The organism is Aquabacterium sp. (genome assembly GCF_029946005.1).
Taxonomy (GTDB): Bacteria; Pseudomonadota; Gammaproteobacteria; order Burkholderiales; family Burkholderiaceae_C; genus Aquabacterium.
This window is the reverse complement of record NZ_JAQSDR010000037.1, coordinates 22564-41917: the sequence shown is the minus strand read 5'-3', so window position 1 is coordinate 41917 and position 19354 is coordinate 22564. Positions and strand designations below refer to the sequence as shown.

Genomic DNA, 19354 nt, shown 5'->3' with positions numbered 1-19354 from the left:
CCAAGCCTTGTCATTGCTTCGCGGCCAACCCCAGCTCCACCATCTTGATGAGGTGTTCGATGGCTTGCGTCAGCACCTTGGGCTTCAGCTTCAATTTATCGATGCAGTCGCCATTCATCACACCCGCCAAACCATGCACGGTGGACCAGATGTAAAGCGCGTCCAGGTCCACGCGGTCCTGCGAGGCGGCCGAGTCGCCATGCAGGCGACGCAGCACCTTGCGCAGGATGTCGAAGGTGTGAACCGCATCCCGAATCAAGTCGGGATGCTCCGCTGACTCAGGCCACGGGATCTCAAGCATCAAGCGGTATTCCAGCGGATGTTCGCGTGCGTAGCTGAGGTACTGGCGCCCCAATGCGGCAAGGTCCTCCTTGGGGTCATCAAACTGGCCACGCGCGTCCAGGTGCTGGGCAAACCGCTGAAAGCAGCGCCGCATCACCTCGGCCAAGAGGTGGTCGCGGCTGGGATAGTGCTTGTACGGCGCTTGGTGTGAAACCCCCAGCTTGCGGGCCACGTCCCTGAGGCTCAAGTTCTCTACGCCCTTTTCTGCAATGACTTCCCGAGCGGCAATGACGCACGCTTCCCGCAGTTCAAGTGGGACCGCAGGCGGGGGAGTCTTCTTGGGCATACGGTGGGGTTTCGAGGTGGATCAACGCGCTAGTGTAGTCCTTCACCCATCAAGGTAGACGGCGTCTACGCTGACGCAACAGGGGCTCAATCCACCTCCATCGCCGTGGCACATTCGGCACTCGCGGGGCTGGCGGCGCAGCGCGCTTTCTTCAACAAGTTCAAGGTGCGCTTGGGGTTCAGCCCTGGTTTTTTTCCCCAGGAATGCGCTGCCGACAAGACATCCCCGCGATGAATCACGCGCCTGGTTGACAGCGTCTACATCTTGCAGCACACTGGTAGACACCGTCAACCACTGATCGGGAATCATGTCTTTTCCGCCACTGCGGCTTCAGCAACTTCCGCCAGCGCTGGCCTTGTGCCTGGCCACCTTGCTGTCGGCTTGCGCCACGCCTCCCCCTGAACCACCCGTTGTATCTGCCACGCAGGATGCTCGCTTCCGCCACGCCGAAGCGACGACACCAGAGCCCGATGCAACGTGGTGGAGAAGCTTCAACGACGCGGCGCTCGAGGCCCTGATACGACGGGCGCAATCGGCCAACCACGACGTCCGCATCGCCGTGCAGCGTGTGTGGCAGGCCCGGGCCGGTCACACGGCCATGGCGTCGCGGCTGTGGCCGACGGTGGCGCTCACCGGATCCGCATCGAGCGAGCGCAGTGGCTTGCCGGACCAGGTCAAGCAGGGCAAGCCAGACACCAGGGCCTACCGAGGGGCCCTGGACTTGGGCTGGGAGCTCGATGTGTTCGGCGCGGCGCGTGCCAGCGCCGATGCCGCTGAACTCGATGCGCTCACCGCCGAAGATGGTGTCGACACAGCGCTTTGGCTGGTCAGCAGTGAAGTGGCTCGCCACTACATCGTCTGGCAAAGCGCACGGCTGCGCTTGGTGAAACTGGAAGCCCTGCTCAAAGCCCAGGCCGACACCGAACGGCTGACCCGCAGCAGAGAATCCGCGGGCCAGGCCAGCCGATTTGACGTGGCCCGAGCCGCAGGTGAAGTGCAATCGCTCGCCGCACAACTGCCCCCATTGCGGACTCTGGTCGCCGTGAGCGAAACCCAGTTGGCGGTGCTGGTGGGGACCAATCCCAACCAGCCCTTGCCCGAGTTGGCCTCATCAGGCGCACCTGGGCTGCCGACGCCGCCGCGCTTGTCTGCCAAGCAGCCTGTCGAACTATTGTTGCGCCGCCCGGATCTGCGCGTGGCACAAAAGCAGTTCATGGCCGAGGCTGCGCGCTTGCGCGAAAGCCAGGCCGACCGGTGGCCCAAGTTCTTCCTGGCCGCGGCGTTTGGTCGCCAAGACCTGCGCCTGAATGCGCTGGACCTCTCGCCGGTTCGCTACAGCACGGCCGCCCTCGCCTTCACCATGCCGCTGTTCGATGCGGGCCGCTTGCGCGCCGCAGTCGAGCGCCAATCGGCCAAAGAGCGCATGGCCACCTTGCAGTACGAGAAGGCCGTCCTCGGCGCCGTCAAGGACGTTGACGACAGCCTCGTGGCCTTGGCCCAGGAGCGTGATCGCTCAACCGCCCTGGACGCCACCACCCGTGCGCGGCGCACGGGTTTGCATCACGCTGAGTCCCTGCACCGGGAAGGCCAGATCGACCTACTGCAACTGATTGACGCACAACGCGGTGTGCTCGCCGCAGAGCTGTCGGCCATCGATGGCCAGGCGCAACTGGCGCTGAACACCGTCCAGCTCGCCCAGGCCCTGGGTGGTGGATGGCAGGACACCCCCTCAGCCAACACCAAGCCGCCGACCAGCCTTGCCCCCGAAAGCTTGCCATGATCAAAGCCTCTGACTTCCGCCTCATGAAGTATGCCCACGCCCTGGTCTGGTTCAGTCTGGCCCTCAGTGCGCTGGCGGTGCTGACCGCTTGTTCGCCGCCCGCCGAGCAAGCACCACCCACACCCGCGGTGTATGTCACCCCCGTGCACAACGACCAGGGCGAGGACCTGCTGATCCTGAGCGGCGCCGTCCGCCCACGCATCGAGAGTGCCCTCGCCTTTCGCGCAGGGGGCAAGGTCATGGCCCGTCTGGTGGACATCGGCCAAGCAGTGCGTGCCGGTCAGCCTTTGGCCCGCATTGATGCGGCCGATTACCAACTGGCTGCAGACGCAGCCGCCGAGCAATTGCGCGCGGCCCAGGTGGACGCCACCCAAGCGGCCAGCGATGCGGCTCGCTTCAAGCGCCTGCTGGAAGATGGCTCGGTGGGCGCGGCGGACCATGAACGCCAGCAGGCCCGCTCGGACGCGGCGGCGGCACGCCTGGTCCAGGCCCAGAGGCAACTCGATCTGCTGCGCAACCGCACCGGGTACGCGGTGCTGAGCGCGCCCTTTGACGGGGTCATCACCGGCCTGCAGCTTGAGGTGGGGCAGATGGTGAACGAAGGTCAAACCGTGATCGAGCTGGCCAAGCCGGGCGAGCTGGAAGTGGTGGTGGACGTGCCCGAAGCACTCGCGGCGGGTTTGCGCAATCAAGTGGCGCATGCGCGCATGGAGGGGGCGCCCGATCTGGTCAAGCTCAGCTTGCGCGAGTTGGCGCCCAGCGCGTCGGCGCAGACGCGCACCTTCCGCGCGCGCTACGCCTTCGTGTCACCGCCCCCGTCGTTGCGCATGGGCGTGACGGCCGATGTTCAACTGGCACGAAAAGGCAGCATCGCCTCTGCCGAGCTGCCATCTGGCGCGCTGCTCACCACCCACCAGTCCCCGTCGGTCTGGCTGGCCAATGACAAAACCGGGGCCTTGACGCGCCAACCCGTGACCTTGTTGTCGCAGTCCACGGACCGTGTGCGTGTCACAGGCCTGCCCGACGGTGTGCTGGTCGTGTCGGCGGGCGCCCAAAAACTCGATGCGGGCATGAAGGTGCAGACGGTCATGCGCCCAGGGAGCTTGTGATGAAGTCGTTCAATCTCTCAGAGTGGGCCGTCACGCACCGCGCGATGGTGCTGTTCATGATCATCGGCAGCCTGCTGGTCGGCATCTTTGCGTTCACGCGCCTGGGCCGCCTGGAAGACCCGCAGTTCATGGTGCCATCCATGACCGCGGTGGTGGCCTGGCCTGGCGCCTCGGCGCAGGAGGTGCAGGATCAGGTGCTCAACCGCATGGAGCGTGAACTGCAGAAGATCGAAGGTGTTGATTTCATCCGCAGCTTTTCGCGCCAGGGCTTTGGGGGTGTCAACCTCTGGATGAAAGGCGGCACGCCCAAGGCCGAGATGGAGCGCGCCTGGTATCAAGCTCGCAAGAAGATCGGCGATGTGCGCCACCAGCTCCCGCAGGGTGTGCTCGGCCCCATCTTCAATGACGAGTTCAGCGATGTCTACAGCGTGATGTACGCCATCAGCGCCGCCGACCTGAGCTGGCCCGAACTGCAGGTGCTGACAGAAGACATCAAACGCCAGGTTCAGTCCGTGTCCGGCGTGACCAAGGTTGATGTGTTCGGGCGCCAGGCCGAGAAGGTGCATGTCGAGTTCTCAAGCCAACGCCTGGCCTCGCTCGGCATCAGCCCGCAGACCGTGATCGAAGCCTTGGCGCGTCAAAACATGGTCAGCCCCTCGGGCGCGACCGAGGGCCGTGGTGATCAAGTGTTCGTGCGGGTGGGGGGCAACCTGCGCGATGCACGCGATGTGGCCAACGTCTCCATCGCGGCAGGCGGCAAGTTGCTGAGGCTGGGGGACGTGGCCAAGGTCAGCGCAGGGCTGGAAGACCCGCCCTCCTTCACCGTGCGCCACGATGGCAAGCCCGTGCTGATGCTCGCCATCACCTTCGCGCAGCACGGCAACATCCTGACGCTGGGGCGCGACCTGGAGGCGCGCATGACAGCCCTGAAGGCCAGCCTGCCCTTGGGCGTGGTGGTCGAGAAGGTGGCGGACCAACCCAACATCGTTGAAGAATCGGTGTGGGAATTCGAGCGGTCTTTCCTGGAAGCGCTGGCCATTGTGCTGGCGGTGTGCTTCTTGTTCCTGGGCTGGCGCACCGGCATCGTCGTGGCCGCTTCCGTGCCACTGGTGCTGGCGATCGTGGCCATCGTGATGCTGGCCGCAGGCTGGAGCCTGGATCGCATTTCGCTGGGCGCCCTGATCATTGCGCTGGGCCTGTTGGTGGACGACGCCATCATCGCGGTTGAGATGATGGTCGTGAAGATGGAGCAAGGCTGGGACCGCGTGAGCGCGGCGACCTTTGCCTACTCGTCCACGGCCTTCCCCATGTTGACCGGCACGCTGGTGACGGTGGCGGGGTTCATGCCGGTGGGCTTTGCCAAGTCCATCAGCGGCGAGTACGCGGGCGGCATCTTCTGGGTGGTGGGCGTGGCCTTGATCACATCCTGGTTCGTGGCCGTGGTGTTCACGCCCTACCTGGGGATCGTGCTGCTGCCCAAGACCATGAAGGCTCATGGCGGTGCGGAACATGACCCTTACGCGGGCGCCCTCTACCAGCGTCTGCGCCGCGTTTTGCAGTGGTGCATGGCGCACCGCTTCTTGGTGCTGGTGGCCACTGGCGTTCTCTTCGTCGGTGCGATCGCGGGCATGGGGCTGGTGCAGCAGCAATTCTTCCCGACCGCCTCGCGGCTGGAGCTGATCGTTGACCTGCGCATGCGCGAAGGCGCCTCGTTCACGGCCACCGAGGCGCAAGTGAAGCGTTTCGAGCAGGTGCTGAAACGCGATGCCCAGGTTCAGCACGTCAGCTCTTACACCGGCGCTGGCGCACCGCGCTTCTTCCTGTCTTTGCCCATTGAGCTGCCCAACCCGAGCTACGCCCAGATCGTCGTCAAAACGGCCAATGTGGCCGACCGCGAGGCCGTGCGCCGCCGTTTGCTCGACCTGTTCGCCGCCGAACGCGAGTTCCCCGACCTGCGGGGGCGCGTCACGCGTTTTGAGTTCGGTCCGCCCATCGGCTTCCCGGTGCAGTTCCGCGTGGTCGGCCCCGACACGGCCAAGGTCCGCGAGATCGCCTACCAAGTGCGTGATGCCGTGCGGCAAAGCCCCCTCGTGCGCGACACCCAGCTCGACTGGAACGAACAGGTGCGCACCCTGCGCGTTCAGCTCGACCAGGACAAGGCCCGGCTCCTGGGCATCACCAGCGCGGATGTGTCGGCCATGATGCAGACCGTGCTGAGCGGAGCGCCTGCCACGCAGATCCGTCGCGGTGAGGACCTGATCGACGTCACCGTGCGCGCCGCACCCAAAGAGCGCCTGGCGCTGGAGCAACTGGGCGACGTGAGCCTGTTCACGCGCAGCGGCGCGGTGGTGCCCCTGTCGCAAGTGGCCACGCTGGTGCCCGCTTTTGAAGAGCCAGTGCTGTGGCGGCGCAACCGCGACATGGTGCTCACCGTGCGCAGCGATGTGCATGACGGCGTGCAAGGGCCTTCGGCCACGACAAAGATCTGGCCCACTTTGAAACCCATCATCGACAAGCTGCCGCCGGGGTACCGCATCGAGCAAGGTGGCGCCATTGAAGAAAGCGACAAATCCAACCAGGCGCTGTTCGCGGTCTTCCCGCTCATGTTCGTGGTGATGCTGCTGATCCTGATGGTTCAGTTGCAGAGCTTCTCGCGCATGTGGATGGTGTTCCTCACCGCACCACTGGGGCTCATTGGCGTGGTGCCCGCCTTGCTGGTCTTCAATGCACCATTTGGCTTTGTGGCCTTGCTGGGTGTGATCGCGCTGGGCGGCATGATCATGCGCAATGCCGTGATCCTGGTGGACCAGATCGACAGCGACATCGCGTCGGGCATGCCGCAGGCACAAGCCGTGGTGGAGGCCACCGTGCGCCGCTCGCGCCCCGTGGTGCTGACGGCCGCCGCCGCGGTGCTGGCCATGGTGCCGCTGACCAGCAGCGTGTTCTGGGGCCCGATGGCGATGGCCATCATGGGCGGCCTGATCGCGGCCACGGTGCTGACCCTGGTGTTTGTGCCGGCGCTGTATTTGGTGTGGATCAAACCCCCCACGCCCAGCAGCTCTTGACACCCACGCTGGGCAGCCTGGCAACCGCCCCGCTGCCCCCGCGACGCGCACTGCCAACCTTCCTCAGCGCAGGTTCCAGCGCCGCAGTGAACTCAACAATGCGGGCTGCTGCTAGGCAGCGTTCGAACGAAAGCCTGTATCTTCATTACCACCGAGTCTGAACACGCTGACCACTTCGGCCAACGCGGCAGCTTGATGTTTCAGACTTTCTGCCGCAGCTGCACTCTCCTCCACCAGGGCAGCATTTTGTTGAGTCACTTGGTCGAGCTGCGTTACAGCATCACCAACTTGGCTGATCCCGGTTGCCTGCTCCACGCTGGCTGTAGAGAGTTCGCTGATCAGTTGGCTGACGTGGCGAATCTGCGAGACGATCTCCGTCATCGATTCGCCGGCTTCATTGACCTGGCGTGAGCCGATTTCGACCTTCTCAACGCTGGCGCCAATCAGCGCTTTGATTTCCTTGGCCGCATCCGCCGAACGGCTAGCCAGGCTTCGCACCTCGCTGGCGACCACGGCAAAACCGCGGCCCTGCTCGCCAGCCCTGGCGGCTTCTACCGCAGCGTTCAAAGCCAGTATGTTCGTCTGAAAGGCGATGCCGTCAATCACGCCAATGATGTCGGTGATTTTCTTGGACGAGGCAGTGATGTCGTGCATGGTGTCGACCACCGTGCTGACTGCCTTCCCACCCTTTAATGCAGCTGCAGACGCACCCTCAGCCAAGTGATTGGCCTGACTGGCGGTTGCCGCGCTGTTCTTGACGGTGCCCGACAGCTGCTCCATCGATGCCGCAGTTTGCTCCAGGTTGCTGGCTTGCTCCTCGGTGCGCTGACTCAGATCAGCATTGCCCATGGCAATCTGCGCTGACCCGGTCGCAATGCTGTCACTGCTGGCACGCACCTGCGCCACGATTTTCGAGAGGTCTTGTTGCATCCGGCCAACCGCAGCGAGGACGCTGCTGGCGGGGGCGCGATCAGCTCCGGTCACGTTGCTCAAATCTCCGGAAGCGACCTGCAGTACAGCTGCATTGAGATCCTTGGGTTCGGCGCCCAGGGCTTGCATCAGGCTGCGAATGATGGCCCAACCCAACCCCGCCGCAGCGGCGAACGCGACCAAACAGACAGAGAGAAGGATGTTGCGTTGGCGGGCGTATTCAGCCTCTGCTTGTGCAAGCATCTCTTTCGAACGCTCCTTGGTCACCACCAGGAAGTCTCCGACAGCCGCCAGCACGGCCTTGAGCGCAGGGCGGCAGTCCTTGTTCATCTTGGCAATGGCTTCTTCACGTTTATCGGTCAAAGCCAGGTGAACAATGTCGGTGGCAATGGGGCCATATTTCGCTTCAACGGCATCAATGGCCGCCACTTTCGTTTTCACTGCCTCGGGAATGTCGGGGCGGGAAACGTCCTCTTTGAGCTGACCCATGAAGGTAGCCACATCTTCTTGGGCTTTGGTGACGGCAGCCGTCTCTTCGGCAACTTCTTCAGGTTGGGTGACCAAGACAAGGTTTCGAGCCGCAATGGCGCGCCGATCCACAGCGCCCAGCAGATCTGATGCCAGTTGGGCACGCTGGTGTATGCCATCGACGAACGCCTCCAACCGCTGATTGGCTTGGCTCAGCGAAACAACGGAAATGACCGCCATGATTGCCATCAGGACCGCGAGAAGTCCGATGGTCAGGGCCAACCGAGCTCTTACAGTGAAACTGTTCATGCTTTGCTCGAAGGTAATGCTGGTCGGGTCCCTTCAACATTGAATAGACCTCGCATGAGTTATCGGCATGAAAGACTTGGGAATGAGGACTGCGCAACATTTATTTTTACACTTTGCAATGCTCAAGCTGAGCCGCCGCGCACGGCTCCGCAAGCTTGAGAATGCCCCCCGTCACGAACTTCACCATGTCTTCGTGATGGGATGCAAAGTCGGACGAAGACTCGGCACCACCTGACATCAGGTCAATGCGGCGGTTGTCAGAAAAAACAGCCATGGCTGATGACACCATCAACTGGTAGGCGTTCATCTGCTGCCGCGGCGACAGGTGCGGCAGGATCTGGCCTATTTTTTCGCTGAACATCGTGGCCATCGGGCTGAAGTGCTCCGCGATCAGCAGCAGCACCACCGATCGGCTGTTGGTGAGTTGGGCCAGCAGCCGAAGGTAATTGCGCCAGCCTTCGCTCTCCAGACTGCGCACCAGCAAAGGCTGGGAAAAGGCCTCCACCACCGACCGAATCTGCGCTGCTTTGCTTCTTGACGCGCGCACCGCTTCCAACATGGCCAGCCGGTCCGCATTGATGAGCGGAGCCCTTCGTGCGATCACCTCCTGGAAGAAGACCTCCTTGCTGCCGAACTGATCGTTGATGTTGGCAAGCCGCGTCTCGGCCAGGGCGGTGATCTCCCGCATGGGGGCGCCATGAAAGCCATGCTCGGCGAACAGCGCTTCCGCCGCATCCAACAAGCGCTCGCGAACATTGGGCAGTGCCTGCGGTTTCTCGATTGACTTTGCGCGTGCCATCACGCCCCCTGCAGTTTGGAACACATGTTCCGATTGTGCTATTCTAATTTGGAACAAATGTTCCGAAACGGAGTGAATGATGAAGTTGCGCCGCACCTATCCCGCAGGCTCCGAGCTGCCAGTGACGCAAGTCCTCAAGAGCCAGCGCTGGGAAACGCTGAACGACCAACCCCACCCACTGGGCGCGACATCGCCTGCCTCAGCGGCGCTGGATGCGCACGCCAACGCGGGAGGCGCGGTCCTGCCATTCCATCCCCTCTCCTTCCGGGACTTCATGCTCTACGAGCAGCACTGCATCAATGCCTCACGCGGCTACGCACGCCGTTTCATGCCCGCGGCCCATCGATTCACAACGCTGTTCGAAGGATTAACCCGTCGGCCCTTCCCCGCCTTCAAGCCCAGCGCGCTCTGGTATCGCCAGCCGATTTACTACTTTGGCAACCACCTCTCGTTTGTGCCCAGCGGCGCAACCGTGGCATGCCCGTCATACAGCAAGGCCTTGGACTACGAACTTGAGTTGGGCGTGGTGCTGGGCAAGCCCTTGTTCAACGCCACGCCAACTCAAGCGCTCGACGCCATCGGCGCGTTCGTGGTGCTGAACGACTTCAGCGCGCGGGATGTACAAAGAGCCGAGATGGCCAGTGGCTTCGGCCCTCAAAAATCAAAGCACTTCCTCAGCTCAATGTCGGAGGTCATGGTCACGGCCGATGAGTTGCTGGACGATGTGAACGCACTCCAGGCCAGCGTGTGCATCAACGGCCGGGAAATCTGTGCCACCTCCACCGCCGGCATGCACTACTCGATTGGCGAAGCGCTGGCGCAGGCCTCCATGGACGAGCGGCTGTACCCTGGTGAGCTATTCGGCACAGGCACCTTGCCAGGGGGCTGCGGCATGGAAAACGGCCACTGGCTGAAGTCAGGCGACCTGCTGCAACTTCGAATCGACGGCATTGGCGAAATTCAGCACCGCATTGCCTGAGGACGCCGGGATCATGTCGCACATCAAACCGAGCCGCATCGTGGATCTCTCGAAAGAGATCTTCTACAACCGCCAAGATCCCTTCTTCATGCGGGTGCGCATCAAGCACCACGCGCATGCCAAAGCGCGCTGGCTGGTCCGCTTGCTGGGCTTGCCTTTCAAGCTCTTTCCTTCAGATTTCGCAGGCTGGGCTGACGACACCATCACCAAAATGGGCGTGCATTCAACCACGCACGTGGACGCGCCCTGGCACTATGGCCCCACCGATGCGCAGGGCCAGCGCCTGCCTGCTGTTCATGAGATGCCGCTCGACCTGTGCTTCGGCCCCGGCGTCGTGTTCGACATGACCCACAAAGCGCAAGGCGAAGAGATCCACGTGGTCGACATGGAACAAGCCCTCGCCAAAAGTGGCGCCCAGCTTGGGCCCGGCAGCATTGCATTGATCAAGACGGGGCGCGATCGCTACCTGGGAACCAGGCAGTACTGGAAACTGGGGACGGGCATGAGCGGCCCCGCCACGGATTGGCTCATCGAGCGCGGTGTGCTGGTGATGGGCATTGACCAATGGGGATGGGATCTTCCCTTCCATGCGCAGATCACCAAAGCCCGTCGAAACAAAGACGGCTCCCTGTTCTGGCAAGGTCACCTCGTAGGGCGCAAACGGCCCTACTGGCAGATGGAGCAACTGTGTGGCCTGGAACAGTTGCCATCTCATGGCTTCGACGTGGCCGTGTTCCCTCTGCGCTTGAGGAACGCGTCAGCCGCACCTGCGCGCGTGGTGGCCTTCCTCTATGGATGAGCATGTCGTGGCGTTCTTGACCGCTGCTGAAACGGGATAATGCAAGCGGTTTGGCGATGCTGAGCAAACCGAAGATTCAAGTAACGCCAGAACAATCAATGCATTCAAGGCATTAGAAGCACCATGAAATTCGCCACCTGGAACATCAATTCGCTGACCGTGCGCCTGCCCCAATTGCTCGACTGGCTGGTGGCCAACCCGGTGGACGTGATCGTTCTGCAAGAAACCAAGCAAACCGACGACAAGTTTCCCGCGGCTGAATTGGCCCAGGCTGGCTACCAATCGCACTGCTTTGGCCAGAAGACCTACAACGGCGTGGCGCTGCTGACCCGCGAAGGTGTCGACGCCAGTACCGTGCTCAAGAACATCCCGGGCCTGGACGACGAGCAAGCCCGCGTCATCACCGGTTCGGTGGCGCATCCAAGCCTGGGCCGCATCCGCGTGGTCGGCGCTTATTTCCCCAATGGTCAGGCCCCGGACAGTGACAAGTTCGCCTACAAGATGCGCTGGCTGGAAGCCTTGAACCAATGGCTGGCGCAAGAATTGGTCGCTCACCCAAAGCTGGTCTTGATGGGCGATTTCAACATCGCTCCCACCGACGCCGATGTGCACGACCCGGTGCTGTGGGCGGGCCAGATCCATTGCACGCCGCAAGAGCGCGAGCATTTCCAAAGACTGGTGGGCCTGGGCCTGGTCGACACTTTCCGGCTGTTCGATCAACCGCCCAAACCCTGGAGCTGGTGGGACTACCGCAACCTGGCCTTCCGCAAAAACCAAGGCCTGCGCATCGACCACATCCTGGTCAGCGAGGCGCTCAAGCCGCATGTCACGGCCTGCGTGATCGACAAGCTGCCGCGCAAGAACGAGCGCCCCAGCGACCACGCTCCCGTCATCGTCACCCTCGGCTGATCCGCGCACCCTGGGCGAGGCCGGTGGTCGGCTCACACCCCCGCGTCATCCTCCGCAGGCTCGGCCAGCGCCAGGATCATGCGGTTGAGCATCACCTTGATGCCGCCCAGCATGGCCTTGGGTTTGGGCGCCATGGCAATGACCTGAGCCGACTCAACGAACAGCGCCAGCAGCATCTTGGCCATGGCCTCACTGCCCACCCTGGACAAGAGCTCAGGCGACACCTCTGCCTCGATCAGGCGCGTCAGCAATCCCAATGAATACTGCATGTCCATCGCGCGGCACTCCGCCGTGCCCAGTACCACCGGGCCGTCCCTGAACAAGACCCGCTGGTAGGCCGACTGGCCCGCGTGCACCAGGAAGGCATGCAAGGCCACCTCGGCTGGCGTGCCCCGTCCGCCGCGGCTGGCAGACACGTCCGCGATCAGCGCCTTTGAGAGCGCCTCGTACACTTCTTTGAACAAGGCCTTCTTGTCCTTGAAGTGGTGGTAAACCGCGCCCTTGGTCGTGCCAGCATCGCTGGCCACATCGTCCAGGCTGGTAGCCGCAAATCCCGCCTCGGAAAATCTCAGACGCGCCGCCGCCACCAAGGCCGTGCGCGTGGCCTCGGCATGGACATCCCGCAGTCGTTTGACAGCCTGCTTTTGAGTTGACATACTCACGGTATCTTAAATCTCATTGGTATGCAAAATGGTAAAGCAAACCGTACCCGACGTGGTGGATTACATCGTGGTGGGTGGCGGGTCAGCGGGTTGCGTGCTGGCCAATCGCTTGAGCGAAGACCCCACCGTGACGGTTTGCCTGTTGGAAGCGGGCCCGGCTGACACCCATCCCACCATCCACGTTCCCGCCGGGATGCTCTGGCTGATGAGAAGCAAGTTGCTGAATTGGCAGTTCAACACCGACCAGGAAAAGCATTTGGGCGGTCGACAACTTTTTTGGCCTCGCGGACGCATGCTGGGCGGCAGCAGTTCCATGAACGCCATGTGCTACACCCGTGGCCACCCCAGCGACTACGATGCCTGGGCCGCGCAAGGCAATGCAGGCTGGTCCTTTGCCGACGTGCTGCCCTACTTCAAGCGGGCCGAAGACCAGGTCCGTGGCCCCTCGGCCTACCATGGGGTCGGCGGGCCCCTGCACGTGTCCGACTTTCGCGCGCCCTCTCCCCTGACCCGCACCTACATCGAGGCCGGTGTGCAGGCCGGCTTCCCTGAAAACGACGATTTCAACGGCCCCAACCAGGAAGGCGTGGGCTTCTTCCAGGTCACGCAAAAGAACGGCTTGCGCTGGAGCGCCGCCAAAGGCTACCTCGGCGCCGCTCGCGGGCGTGCCAACCTGCACATCGTGACCGGGGCCATGGCGCACCAAGTGCTGCTGGAAGGGACAGGCCAAGCAGGCGGCCCACGCGCTGCCGGAGTCGTGTACCAGCGCCAAGGCCAGATTCACACCCTGCGCGCTCGGCATGAAGTCATCCTGTCGGCAGGCGCCCTGCAAAGTCCGCAGTTGCTGATGCTGTCGGGCATCGGCCCCGGCCAGCACCTGCAGTCACACGGCATCACCCCGCAGGTCGACCTGCCAGGCGTTGGCCAGAACTTGCAGGACCACCTGGACGTGATGGTGGTCCACCAAGGCAAACGTGCGCTGTCGCGAGGGTTCACACCGCAAAACATCCTGGGCGGCCCCTGGGGGCTTTACCAGTTGCTGGCCCGTGGCCAGGGCATGCTCACCAACAACGGCGCCGAAGGCTGCGGCTTCCTCAAAAGCTCGCCCAGCGAGCCCATCCCTGATCTGCAACTTCACTTCATGCCAGCCCGCATTCGAGACCACGGCCGCGATCTGCGCTTCATGATGGGCCAGGGCTTCTCGATGCACGTCTGCGACCTGCACCCCAAGAGCCGAGGCCAGATCACCTTGAAAGACAAGAACCCGGCCAGCTATCCCAGCATCCAGGCCAACTACCTCTCACACCCCGACGACCTGGCCAAGATGGTGCTGGGCATCAAGCAAGTGCGCCGCATCTTTGCCGCCCCGGCTTTCAACGCCGACCGGGGCATCGAACTGGCGCCCGGCCCTCAGGCAACCACCGACGAGCAACTGGCCGAGCATGTTCGCCAGCACGCGGAAACCATCTACCACCCGGTCGGCACCTGCAAGATGGGCTCGTTCGCGCTCGACCCGATGGCCGTGGTGGACGATCAACTGCGGGTGCGCGGTGTCCGGGGGCTGCGCGTGGTCGATGCGTCGATCATGCCCACGCTGGTGGGCGGCAACACCAACGCCCCCACCATCATGATTGCAGAGAAAGCCTCTGACCTCATCAAAGCAGCCTGATCAGGTCTGCAGCTTGCCCACCGAGATGACCGGCCCCGTGGGCGCCCCAGTGGGCGAACCACCAGGCGGCTCAACGCTGACGGCAAAGGCCGCCGTGCCCTTGAGCAACTGCTGGCGCAGCACGGTGGTCGCACCATCGGCCGATACCAGCCCCAAAGAACGCGGTGCGCCTTGACCAGGCAAGGCCCACAGCTCCAGCGCCTTGTCCAGGCCCACTGGCAACTGAGCCAACGGCTTGAACACCAGGCTGCGCCCATCGCCCGCCACACTGACCACGAACGAGGCATTCTGCAAACCCTGCGGCGTGCCAGGCTGCGCCGCCATCACGATCACGATGGGGGGATTGACCGGCAGGGGTTGCGCCAACCAGATGCCCAGCGACAACGCCGCCACCGTGGCAAACGCCGTGAGGCCACGCCACACCGCCAAACGCTGCCACCAGCCGGACAAGCCTTGTGCGGCCAATGCCGCATCGGCAGAAGCCGCGAACAAGCGCCGCTGCAAAGCCTGCCACACCTGCGGCGAAGGCAGCACCTCCGGCATGACGTCTGCCAACGGCACCAGGCGCTCCTGCCACTCGTTCACCGACCGACGCAATTGAGGATGGGCGGGCAGCAAGGTTTCAAAGCGCCGCCGCGCCCGGCCACTCATGGTGCCCAGCACGTACTCGGCGGCCAAGCGGTCAGCGCGTTCAGTTCGGCTGTAATCCATGTCAATTCCGGGCCAGCGTGGCGGCCCGCTCCAGGCATGTTTTGAGGGACAAGAGGCCACGGCGCAGCCAGCTCTTGACGGTGCCCAGGGGCTGCCCCAAGTGCTCTGCCACCTCCGCATGCGACAAGCCCTGGTAGAAAGCCAACGCCAGGCTGTGCTGTTGCTCACCACTGAGCGCCTTCAGGCAATGCTGAACCTGGCGCGCTTCTCCGGCTTGCTCCAGCAGGGCCTGCGGCCCGGGCAACTCAGACGCCACCTCACCCAGCAGGTCGAAATCCTCCTCGCCATCGTGCCCGGCCTGGCTGCTGCTGACCGTGTTGGGCTCACTCTGGCGTCGGCGCAAACTGTCAATGGCGCGGTTGCGGGCCACACTGCCCAGCCAGGTGCTGGCCTGACTCAGGGCCGGGTTGAAGCTTTGAGCGGCTCGCCACACGTTCACGTAGACCTCTTGCAAAACGTCCTCGGCATGAGCACGGTTGCTTTGTATGCGCAGGATCACCGCCAGCAGATGCGGGCTGGATTGGCGGTAAAGCGCCTCGAAGGCATTGCGGTCACCCAGCGCCACCCGAGACAGCAGATCCGCCCAGCCTTGACGACGCTGGGCCGCGCCATCGGCCATGGGAACTTGGCCTGCAGGAAACGTGGTCGCCATGGATCCTATGCCTCAATGAGTTGTCATGCATTCTAGTCAAAGCAACCACGCGTGAACGATCACTTGGGCATCAGCACCATGTCAACCACGTTGATGACGCCATTGCTCTGGTAGACGTCATAGGTGCTGATGTTGGCGACGTGACCAGCCTCATCCTTGACCTGGATGTTGCTGGGGCCGTTGTGCATGAACCAGAGCTTGCCGCCGCTGGCCGTCTTCAACTCGGCCGATCCACCGCCCTGCTTGATGGCCATGTTCAAAGCCTTCATGTCGTACTTGCCGGGCACCACGTGGTAGGTCAGCACCTTGGTCAGCGTGGCCTTGTTTTCAGGCTTGAGCAAAGTGTCCACCGTGCCCGCGGGCAAGGCTGCGAACGCGGCATTGGTGGGCGCGAACACCGTGAATGGCCCCTTGCCCTTCAAAGTCTCGACGAGGCCTGCCGCCTTGACCGCCGCCACCAGCGTGGTGTGGTCGGCCGAATTCACGGCGTTGTCGATGATGTCCTTGCTGGCATACATGGCCTGACCGCCCACGCTGACGCTGTCAGCGGCGTGCACTGCGGCGATGCCCGAGGTCATGGTCAGCGCAACGATCAACGTCTTGGTGAAGTTCTTCATGGGGTAGCTCCTGTCGGATTGGATTGAAAACAAAACCTTCAGGTGCTCTTACGCAAGGCTTCTCCAACTGGATGCACGCAGCTGCGCCGCCAATCAGTCTTGCAGCAATCGCCTGAAAGGCGCGGGCAAGCCGATCGAGGCCAACTCGGCCAAAGGCACCCAGCGGCCCATGATGCCGGTGTCCGAACCATGCCCATGCGGCATCGCCGTGTCTTCCAAGGCCTGGGCGCTGACTGAGCGCATCGGATGCAGGCGCCAATCCAGGTGCGTCAAAACATGGTTGACGATGGGCTGAGCCTCGGGTGCGGGCAGGCCCAAGGCCTGGGCAGCCGCCAACAGATCGACCTCGCTGTCGAACAATGGCAAGGTCCACAAACTGGCCCAAATGCCTTTGCCCGGGCGCTGCACCAACCACACCGCGCCACCGTGCTCCACCCACAAGCACCAGCTCTCACGCTTGCTGCGCTTGAGCTTGCGCGTCTTGACCGGGTAGGTCTCCGGCTCGCCCAACACGCGGGCCCGGCACAGATCGACCCAAGGGCACATCAGGCAGGATGGCTTGCGCTGTGTGCACACCGTCGCGCCCAGATCCATCAGCCCCTGCGTGTAAGACGGCATGTCCTTGCCCTGCCGCGGCAAGACCACTGCAGCGGCTTGCCACAACGCTTTTTCGTTGGCCGACATGGCCAGGTCCTGCCCCCAAGCCATGACCCGCGTCAGCACACGCTTCACATTGCCATCCAGGATGGTGGCGCGCTCGTCAAAACAGAAAGACGCGATGGCCGCCGCTGTTGACCGGCCAATACCCGGCAAGGTTTCCAGCAATTCAGCCGTGGCAGGGAACTGCCCGCCATGCTCGCTCATCACGGTCTGCGCGCATTTGTGCAGGTTGCGGGCGCGGGTGTAATAACCCAGCCCAGCCCACAAGGTCAGCACGTCATCAAGCGGCGCTGCGGCCAGCGAGGCCACATCCGGAAAGCGCGTCAGAAACCGGTCGAAGTACACCAGCACGGTGCTGACCTGAGTCTGCTGCAGCATGATCTCAGACAGCCAGACCAAGTAGGGATCGCGCACGCCCTGCCATGGCAGATGGTGCCGCCCCTCCTGGCGTTGCCAAGCGACGAGGCGATCTGCCAGATCAGGCGTGAGCGCTTGGGCCCGTTGCTGCAACTCGTGTGAAGAATCGGCCATCAACAAAGCGGCGGCTTGGGTAGCCGGTCGGGTCATGCGCCTTGCGACACCTCGTCAGCACCTGACAAGTTCAGCGAAATGGGTTCGATGTGCGCGGCCTTCAGATAATCGGACACCGAAGCATGGCCTTCGTGGCCAGCCAGCACAACTTCCGCCTGTGCCTGGGACACCAGCTCTTCGACCAGCGTGTTCAAGCGCGTCTGCAACTGCAGCACGCGCTCGTCTTGCGCCTGGACCTCTTGCAGGCGAGTGTCCAGTTCATTGGACGCCGACTGGATGCGGTCGAGCGATTCATAGCGGCGCTTGAAATTGCGGCGGCGCTCACGCAGTTGGCTATCGACCTGGGCAGAGGCTGTCTTGTTCCACAACTCGATGTCGTTGCTGACCGTTTCGAACACCACCCGCAAGCGCGAGATCAGCATGCGGCGGAACTGCTCCTGGAAACCTGGCTGCGCCAGGCGGAAAGCCTGGCTCAAACCCAGGTACTGCACGTAATTGCGCTCGATCAGGGTCAGGTCGTCGGTGTACTTGCGCACGTCCAGCTGTTGCTCGGCCAGCAAGCTGAAGCCGAATTCGGCATTGAGCTTGGCGAACGAAGCCACCAGCATCGAATGGGTTTCGTCATTGCGCTGCTGGGCTTGCTCGATCAGCAAACGCAAACGCCCGCACAAATCCACAAAAGCCTTCTTGGCCCCCAGGGGCAGCCATGAACCGCCCAGCACCTGCCCCAGCACATCGACTTCCTGGCGCAAACGGTCGGACGACAAATCGTGCAAGGCGGCCTTCAGCATGCGCGAATGCACGCTGCGCATGGCCGACAAACGGGCCGTGCATTGTTCAAATTCGGTGGCCTCGGCCTGCACCCGCTGGAGCATCAGCTGGACCTTGCCGGTGCTCTTGCCGCGCAAGCCGCGCAGCTCCAGCAATTGCTCGGCATGCTGGCGGCGCAACTCGCCAAACCGGCGCCCCAATTGCGACTGGAACTGACGCGCACCATCGATGGCCGAATCGGCCAGCATCTGACGGCGCTTGGGCAGCAATCCTTCTGACAGCGCGGTCTCGAAAGACTCCAGGCGGCTGGCGCGCAGGCCGACGGCATCACCACCCAGGCGGGCCGCCAAGGCTTGACGGGCCGAGATCGGGAACACGTGCTCTGGCGGGATTTCCAGCGTCTGAGCCACGCTTTCGCATTGGCGCACGATCACGTCCTCCACCTGCTGAGGCGTGCTCAGCGGATCAGACAGAGAATCGATCTTGTTCAGCGCGACGAAACGGGCCAGCGCCGGACCACACAAGTGGTCGCGCCAGATGCTCAAGTCAGACTTGGTGACCCCGGTGTCGGCCCCCAGGATGAACACCGTGGCATGCGCCTGAGGCAGCAGCCCCAGCGTCAACTCGGGTTCGGTGCCGATGGCATTCAGGCCAGGCGTGTCCAGCACCACCAACCCGCGCTTGAGCAGAGGGTGCGGCAAGTTGATGCGGGCATGGCGCCACACCGGCACTTCAACCTTGTCGCCGTCTTGCAAAGGCGGATTGTCTTCAACGCGCTCGTCGTCCCAAAAACCCAGCAACTTGGCTTCTTCCTTGCTCACCAGGCGGGTGCGGACCACCTCACCCAGCGCATGAGCCATGCCGTCGGGGTTGCTCAGGTCAAGCGCGATATGGGTCCACGCTTGAGGCTGAAGGCGGAACTCGGCCAGGGAAGCTGCCTGCAGGCGGGTGTCGATGGACAGCAGGGACAATCCGACCGGGTCTTGCGCGTCGTAACCCAACTCGACCGGACACATGGTGGTGCGGCCGGCCGAGGCAGGCATCATGCGCCGCCCCTTGTCAGAGAAGAAGATGGCGTTGATCAGCTCGGATTTGCCGCGCGAGAACTCGGCCACGAAGGCCACCATGAGCTTCTCGCCAGACAAGCGATGCCGCATGGCTTCAAACCATTCTGCCGACGCCTCATTGAGCAAATCCTGCTCACGCGCAAAGCGCGCCAAGTCAGCAAGCTTGGCATCAGTGGCAACGCGCCACTGTCCCAGGGCGTCCAGGTTACTGGCGAAGGTAGGCATCATGGGAGCTCATC

Annotated in this window: 16 protein-coding genes; 7 read left to right on the top strand and 9 right to left on the bottom strand. The window is 63.1% G+C overall.

Features of this window, described 5'->3' with window-relative positions; translation table 11 throughout:
- Positions 1 to 10 precede the first annotated feature (10 nt).
- Positions 11 to 628 (bottom strand): TetR/AcrR family transcriptional regulator, encoded by a 618-nt coding sequence (locus tag PSV38_RS17785; RefSeq protein ID WP_300549786.1) that lies wholly within the window; start codon positions 626 to 628, stop codon positions 11 to 13.
- 307 nt (positions 629 to 935) lie between these two features.
- Here PSV38_RS17785 and PSV38_RS17780 point away from each other — a divergent pair, with 307 nt between their 5' ends.
- From PSV38_RS17780 to PSV38_RS17770, 3 genes are read left to right on the top strand one after another with little or no spacing between them, the layout of a single operon-like run.
- Positions 936 to 2408 carry a TolC family protein gene (locus PSV38_RS17780; protein WP_300549785.1) on the top strand — a complete coding sequence of 491 codons (1473 nt, stop codon included), beginning with the start codon at positions 936 to 938 and terminating at the stop codon, positions 2406 to 2408.
- Entirely contained in the window at positions 2405 to 3517 is a 1113-nt protein-coding gene (locus PSV38_RS17775; protein WP_300549784.1) for an efflux RND transporter periplasmic adaptor subunit, read from the top strand. The genes PSV38_RS17780 and PSV38_RS17775 overlap by 4 nt, the downstream gene beginning before the upstream one ends.
- Positions 3517 to 6582, top strand: a complete 3066-nt coding sequence (locus tag PSV38_RS17770; RefSeq protein ID WP_300549783.1) for an efflux RND transporter permease subunit — start codon at positions 3517 to 3519, stop codon at positions 6580 to 6582. Before PSV38_RS17775 ends, PSV38_RS17770 begins: the two co-directional genes overlap by 1 nt.
- Positions 6583 to 6693: 111 nt before the next feature.
- Here PSV38_RS17770 and PSV38_RS17765 read toward each other — a convergent pair whose 3' ends face one another.
- Positions 6694 to 8289, bottom strand: a complete 1596-nt coding sequence (locus PSV38_RS17765) for a methyl-accepting chemotaxis protein (protein ID WP_300549782.1) — start codon at positions 8287 to 8289, stop codon at positions 6694 to 6696.
- A gap of 106 nt (positions 8290 to 8395) precedes the next feature.
- Positions 8396 to 9184 carry a TetR/AcrR family transcriptional regulator gene (locus PSV38_RS17760; RefSeq protein WP_300549781.1) on the bottom strand — a complete coding sequence of 263 codons (789 nt, stop codon included), beginning with the start codon at positions 9182 to 9184 and terminating at the stop codon, positions 8396 to 8398.
- On the opposite strand from PSV38_RS17760, the gene PSV38_RS17755 reads away from it, so the two are divergent.
- The 3 genes from PSV38_RS17755 (at position 9168) to xth (ending at position 11775) form a co-directional block, all read left to right on the top strand.
- Positions 9168 to 10067 (top strand): fumarylacetoacetate hydrolase family protein, encoded by a 900-nt coding sequence (locus PSV38_RS17755; protein ID WP_300549780.1) that lies wholly within the window; start codon positions 9168 to 9170, stop codon positions 10065 to 10067. The genes PSV38_RS17760 and PSV38_RS17755 overlap by 17 nt on opposite strands.
- Before the next feature lie 13 nt (positions 10068 to 10080).
- Positions 10081 to 10866 carry a cyclase family protein gene (locus tag PSV38_RS17750; RefSeq protein ID WP_300549779.1) on the top strand — a complete coding sequence of 262 codons (786 nt, stop codon included), beginning with the start codon at positions 10081 to 10083 and terminating at the stop codon, positions 10864 to 10866.
- Positions 10867 to 10989: 123 nt separating this feature from the next.
- Positions 10990 to 11775 (top strand): exodeoxyribonuclease III, encoded by a 786-nt coding sequence (gene xth, locus PSV38_RS17745; RefSeq protein WP_300549778.1) that lies wholly within the window; start codon positions 10990 to 10992, stop codon positions 11773 to 11775.
- Between the two features lie 32 nt (positions 11776 to 11807).
- Here xth and PSV38_RS17740 read toward each other — a convergent pair whose 3' ends face one another.
- Positions 11808 to 12431, bottom strand: coding sequence for a TetR family transcriptional regulator (locus PSV38_RS17740; protein ID WP_300549775.1), 624 nt, complete (start codon positions 12429 to 12431; stop codon positions 11808 to 11810).
- A 34-nt stretch (positions 12432 to 12465) separates the two neighbouring features.
- Between PSV38_RS17740 and PSV38_RS17735 the strand changes: the two genes are divergently transcribed.
- Positions 12466 to 14106 carry a choline dehydrogenase gene (locus tag PSV38_RS17735; protein ID WP_300549773.1) on the top strand — a complete coding sequence of 547 codons (1641 nt, stop codon included), beginning with the start codon at positions 12466 to 12468 and terminating at the stop codon, positions 14104 to 14106.
- Here PSV38_RS17735 and PSV38_RS17730 read toward each other — a convergent pair whose 3' ends face one another.
- From PSV38_RS17730 to PSV38_RS17710, 5 genes are all read right to left on the bottom strand, one after another.
- A complete protein-coding gene (locus tag PSV38_RS17730) occupies positions 14107 to 14817 on the bottom strand; it encodes an anti-sigma factor (RefSeq protein WP_300549771.1) in 711 nt (236 codons plus the stop codon).
- A gap of 1 nt (position 14818) precedes the next feature.
- Positions 14819 to 15469 carry a sigma-70 family RNA polymerase sigma factor gene (locus tag PSV38_RS17725; RefSeq protein ID WP_300549769.1) on the bottom strand — a complete coding sequence of 217 codons (651 nt, stop codon included), beginning with the start codon at positions 15467 to 15469 and terminating at the stop codon, positions 14819 to 14821.
- A gap of 59 nt (positions 15470 to 15528) precedes the next feature.
- Positions 15529 to 16086, bottom strand: a complete 558-nt coding sequence (locus PSV38_RS17720) for a fasciclin domain-containing protein (RefSeq protein WP_300549768.1) — start codon at positions 16084 to 16086, stop codon at positions 15529 to 15531.
- 93 nt (positions 16087 to 16179) lie between these two features.
- A complete protein-coding gene (gene mutY / locus PSV38_RS17715; protein WP_300549767.1) occupies positions 16180 to 17277 on the bottom strand; it encodes an A/G-specific adenine glycosylase in 1098 nt (365 codons plus the stop codon).
- Positions 17278 to 17309: 32 nt separating this feature from the next.
- Positions 17310 to 19343 (bottom strand): dynamin family protein, encoded by a 2034-nt coding sequence (locus PSV38_RS17710; RefSeq protein WP_300549766.1) that lies wholly within the window; start codon positions 19341 to 19343, stop codon positions 17310 to 17312.
- Between the last annotated feature and the right edge of the window lie 11 nt (positions 19344 to 19354).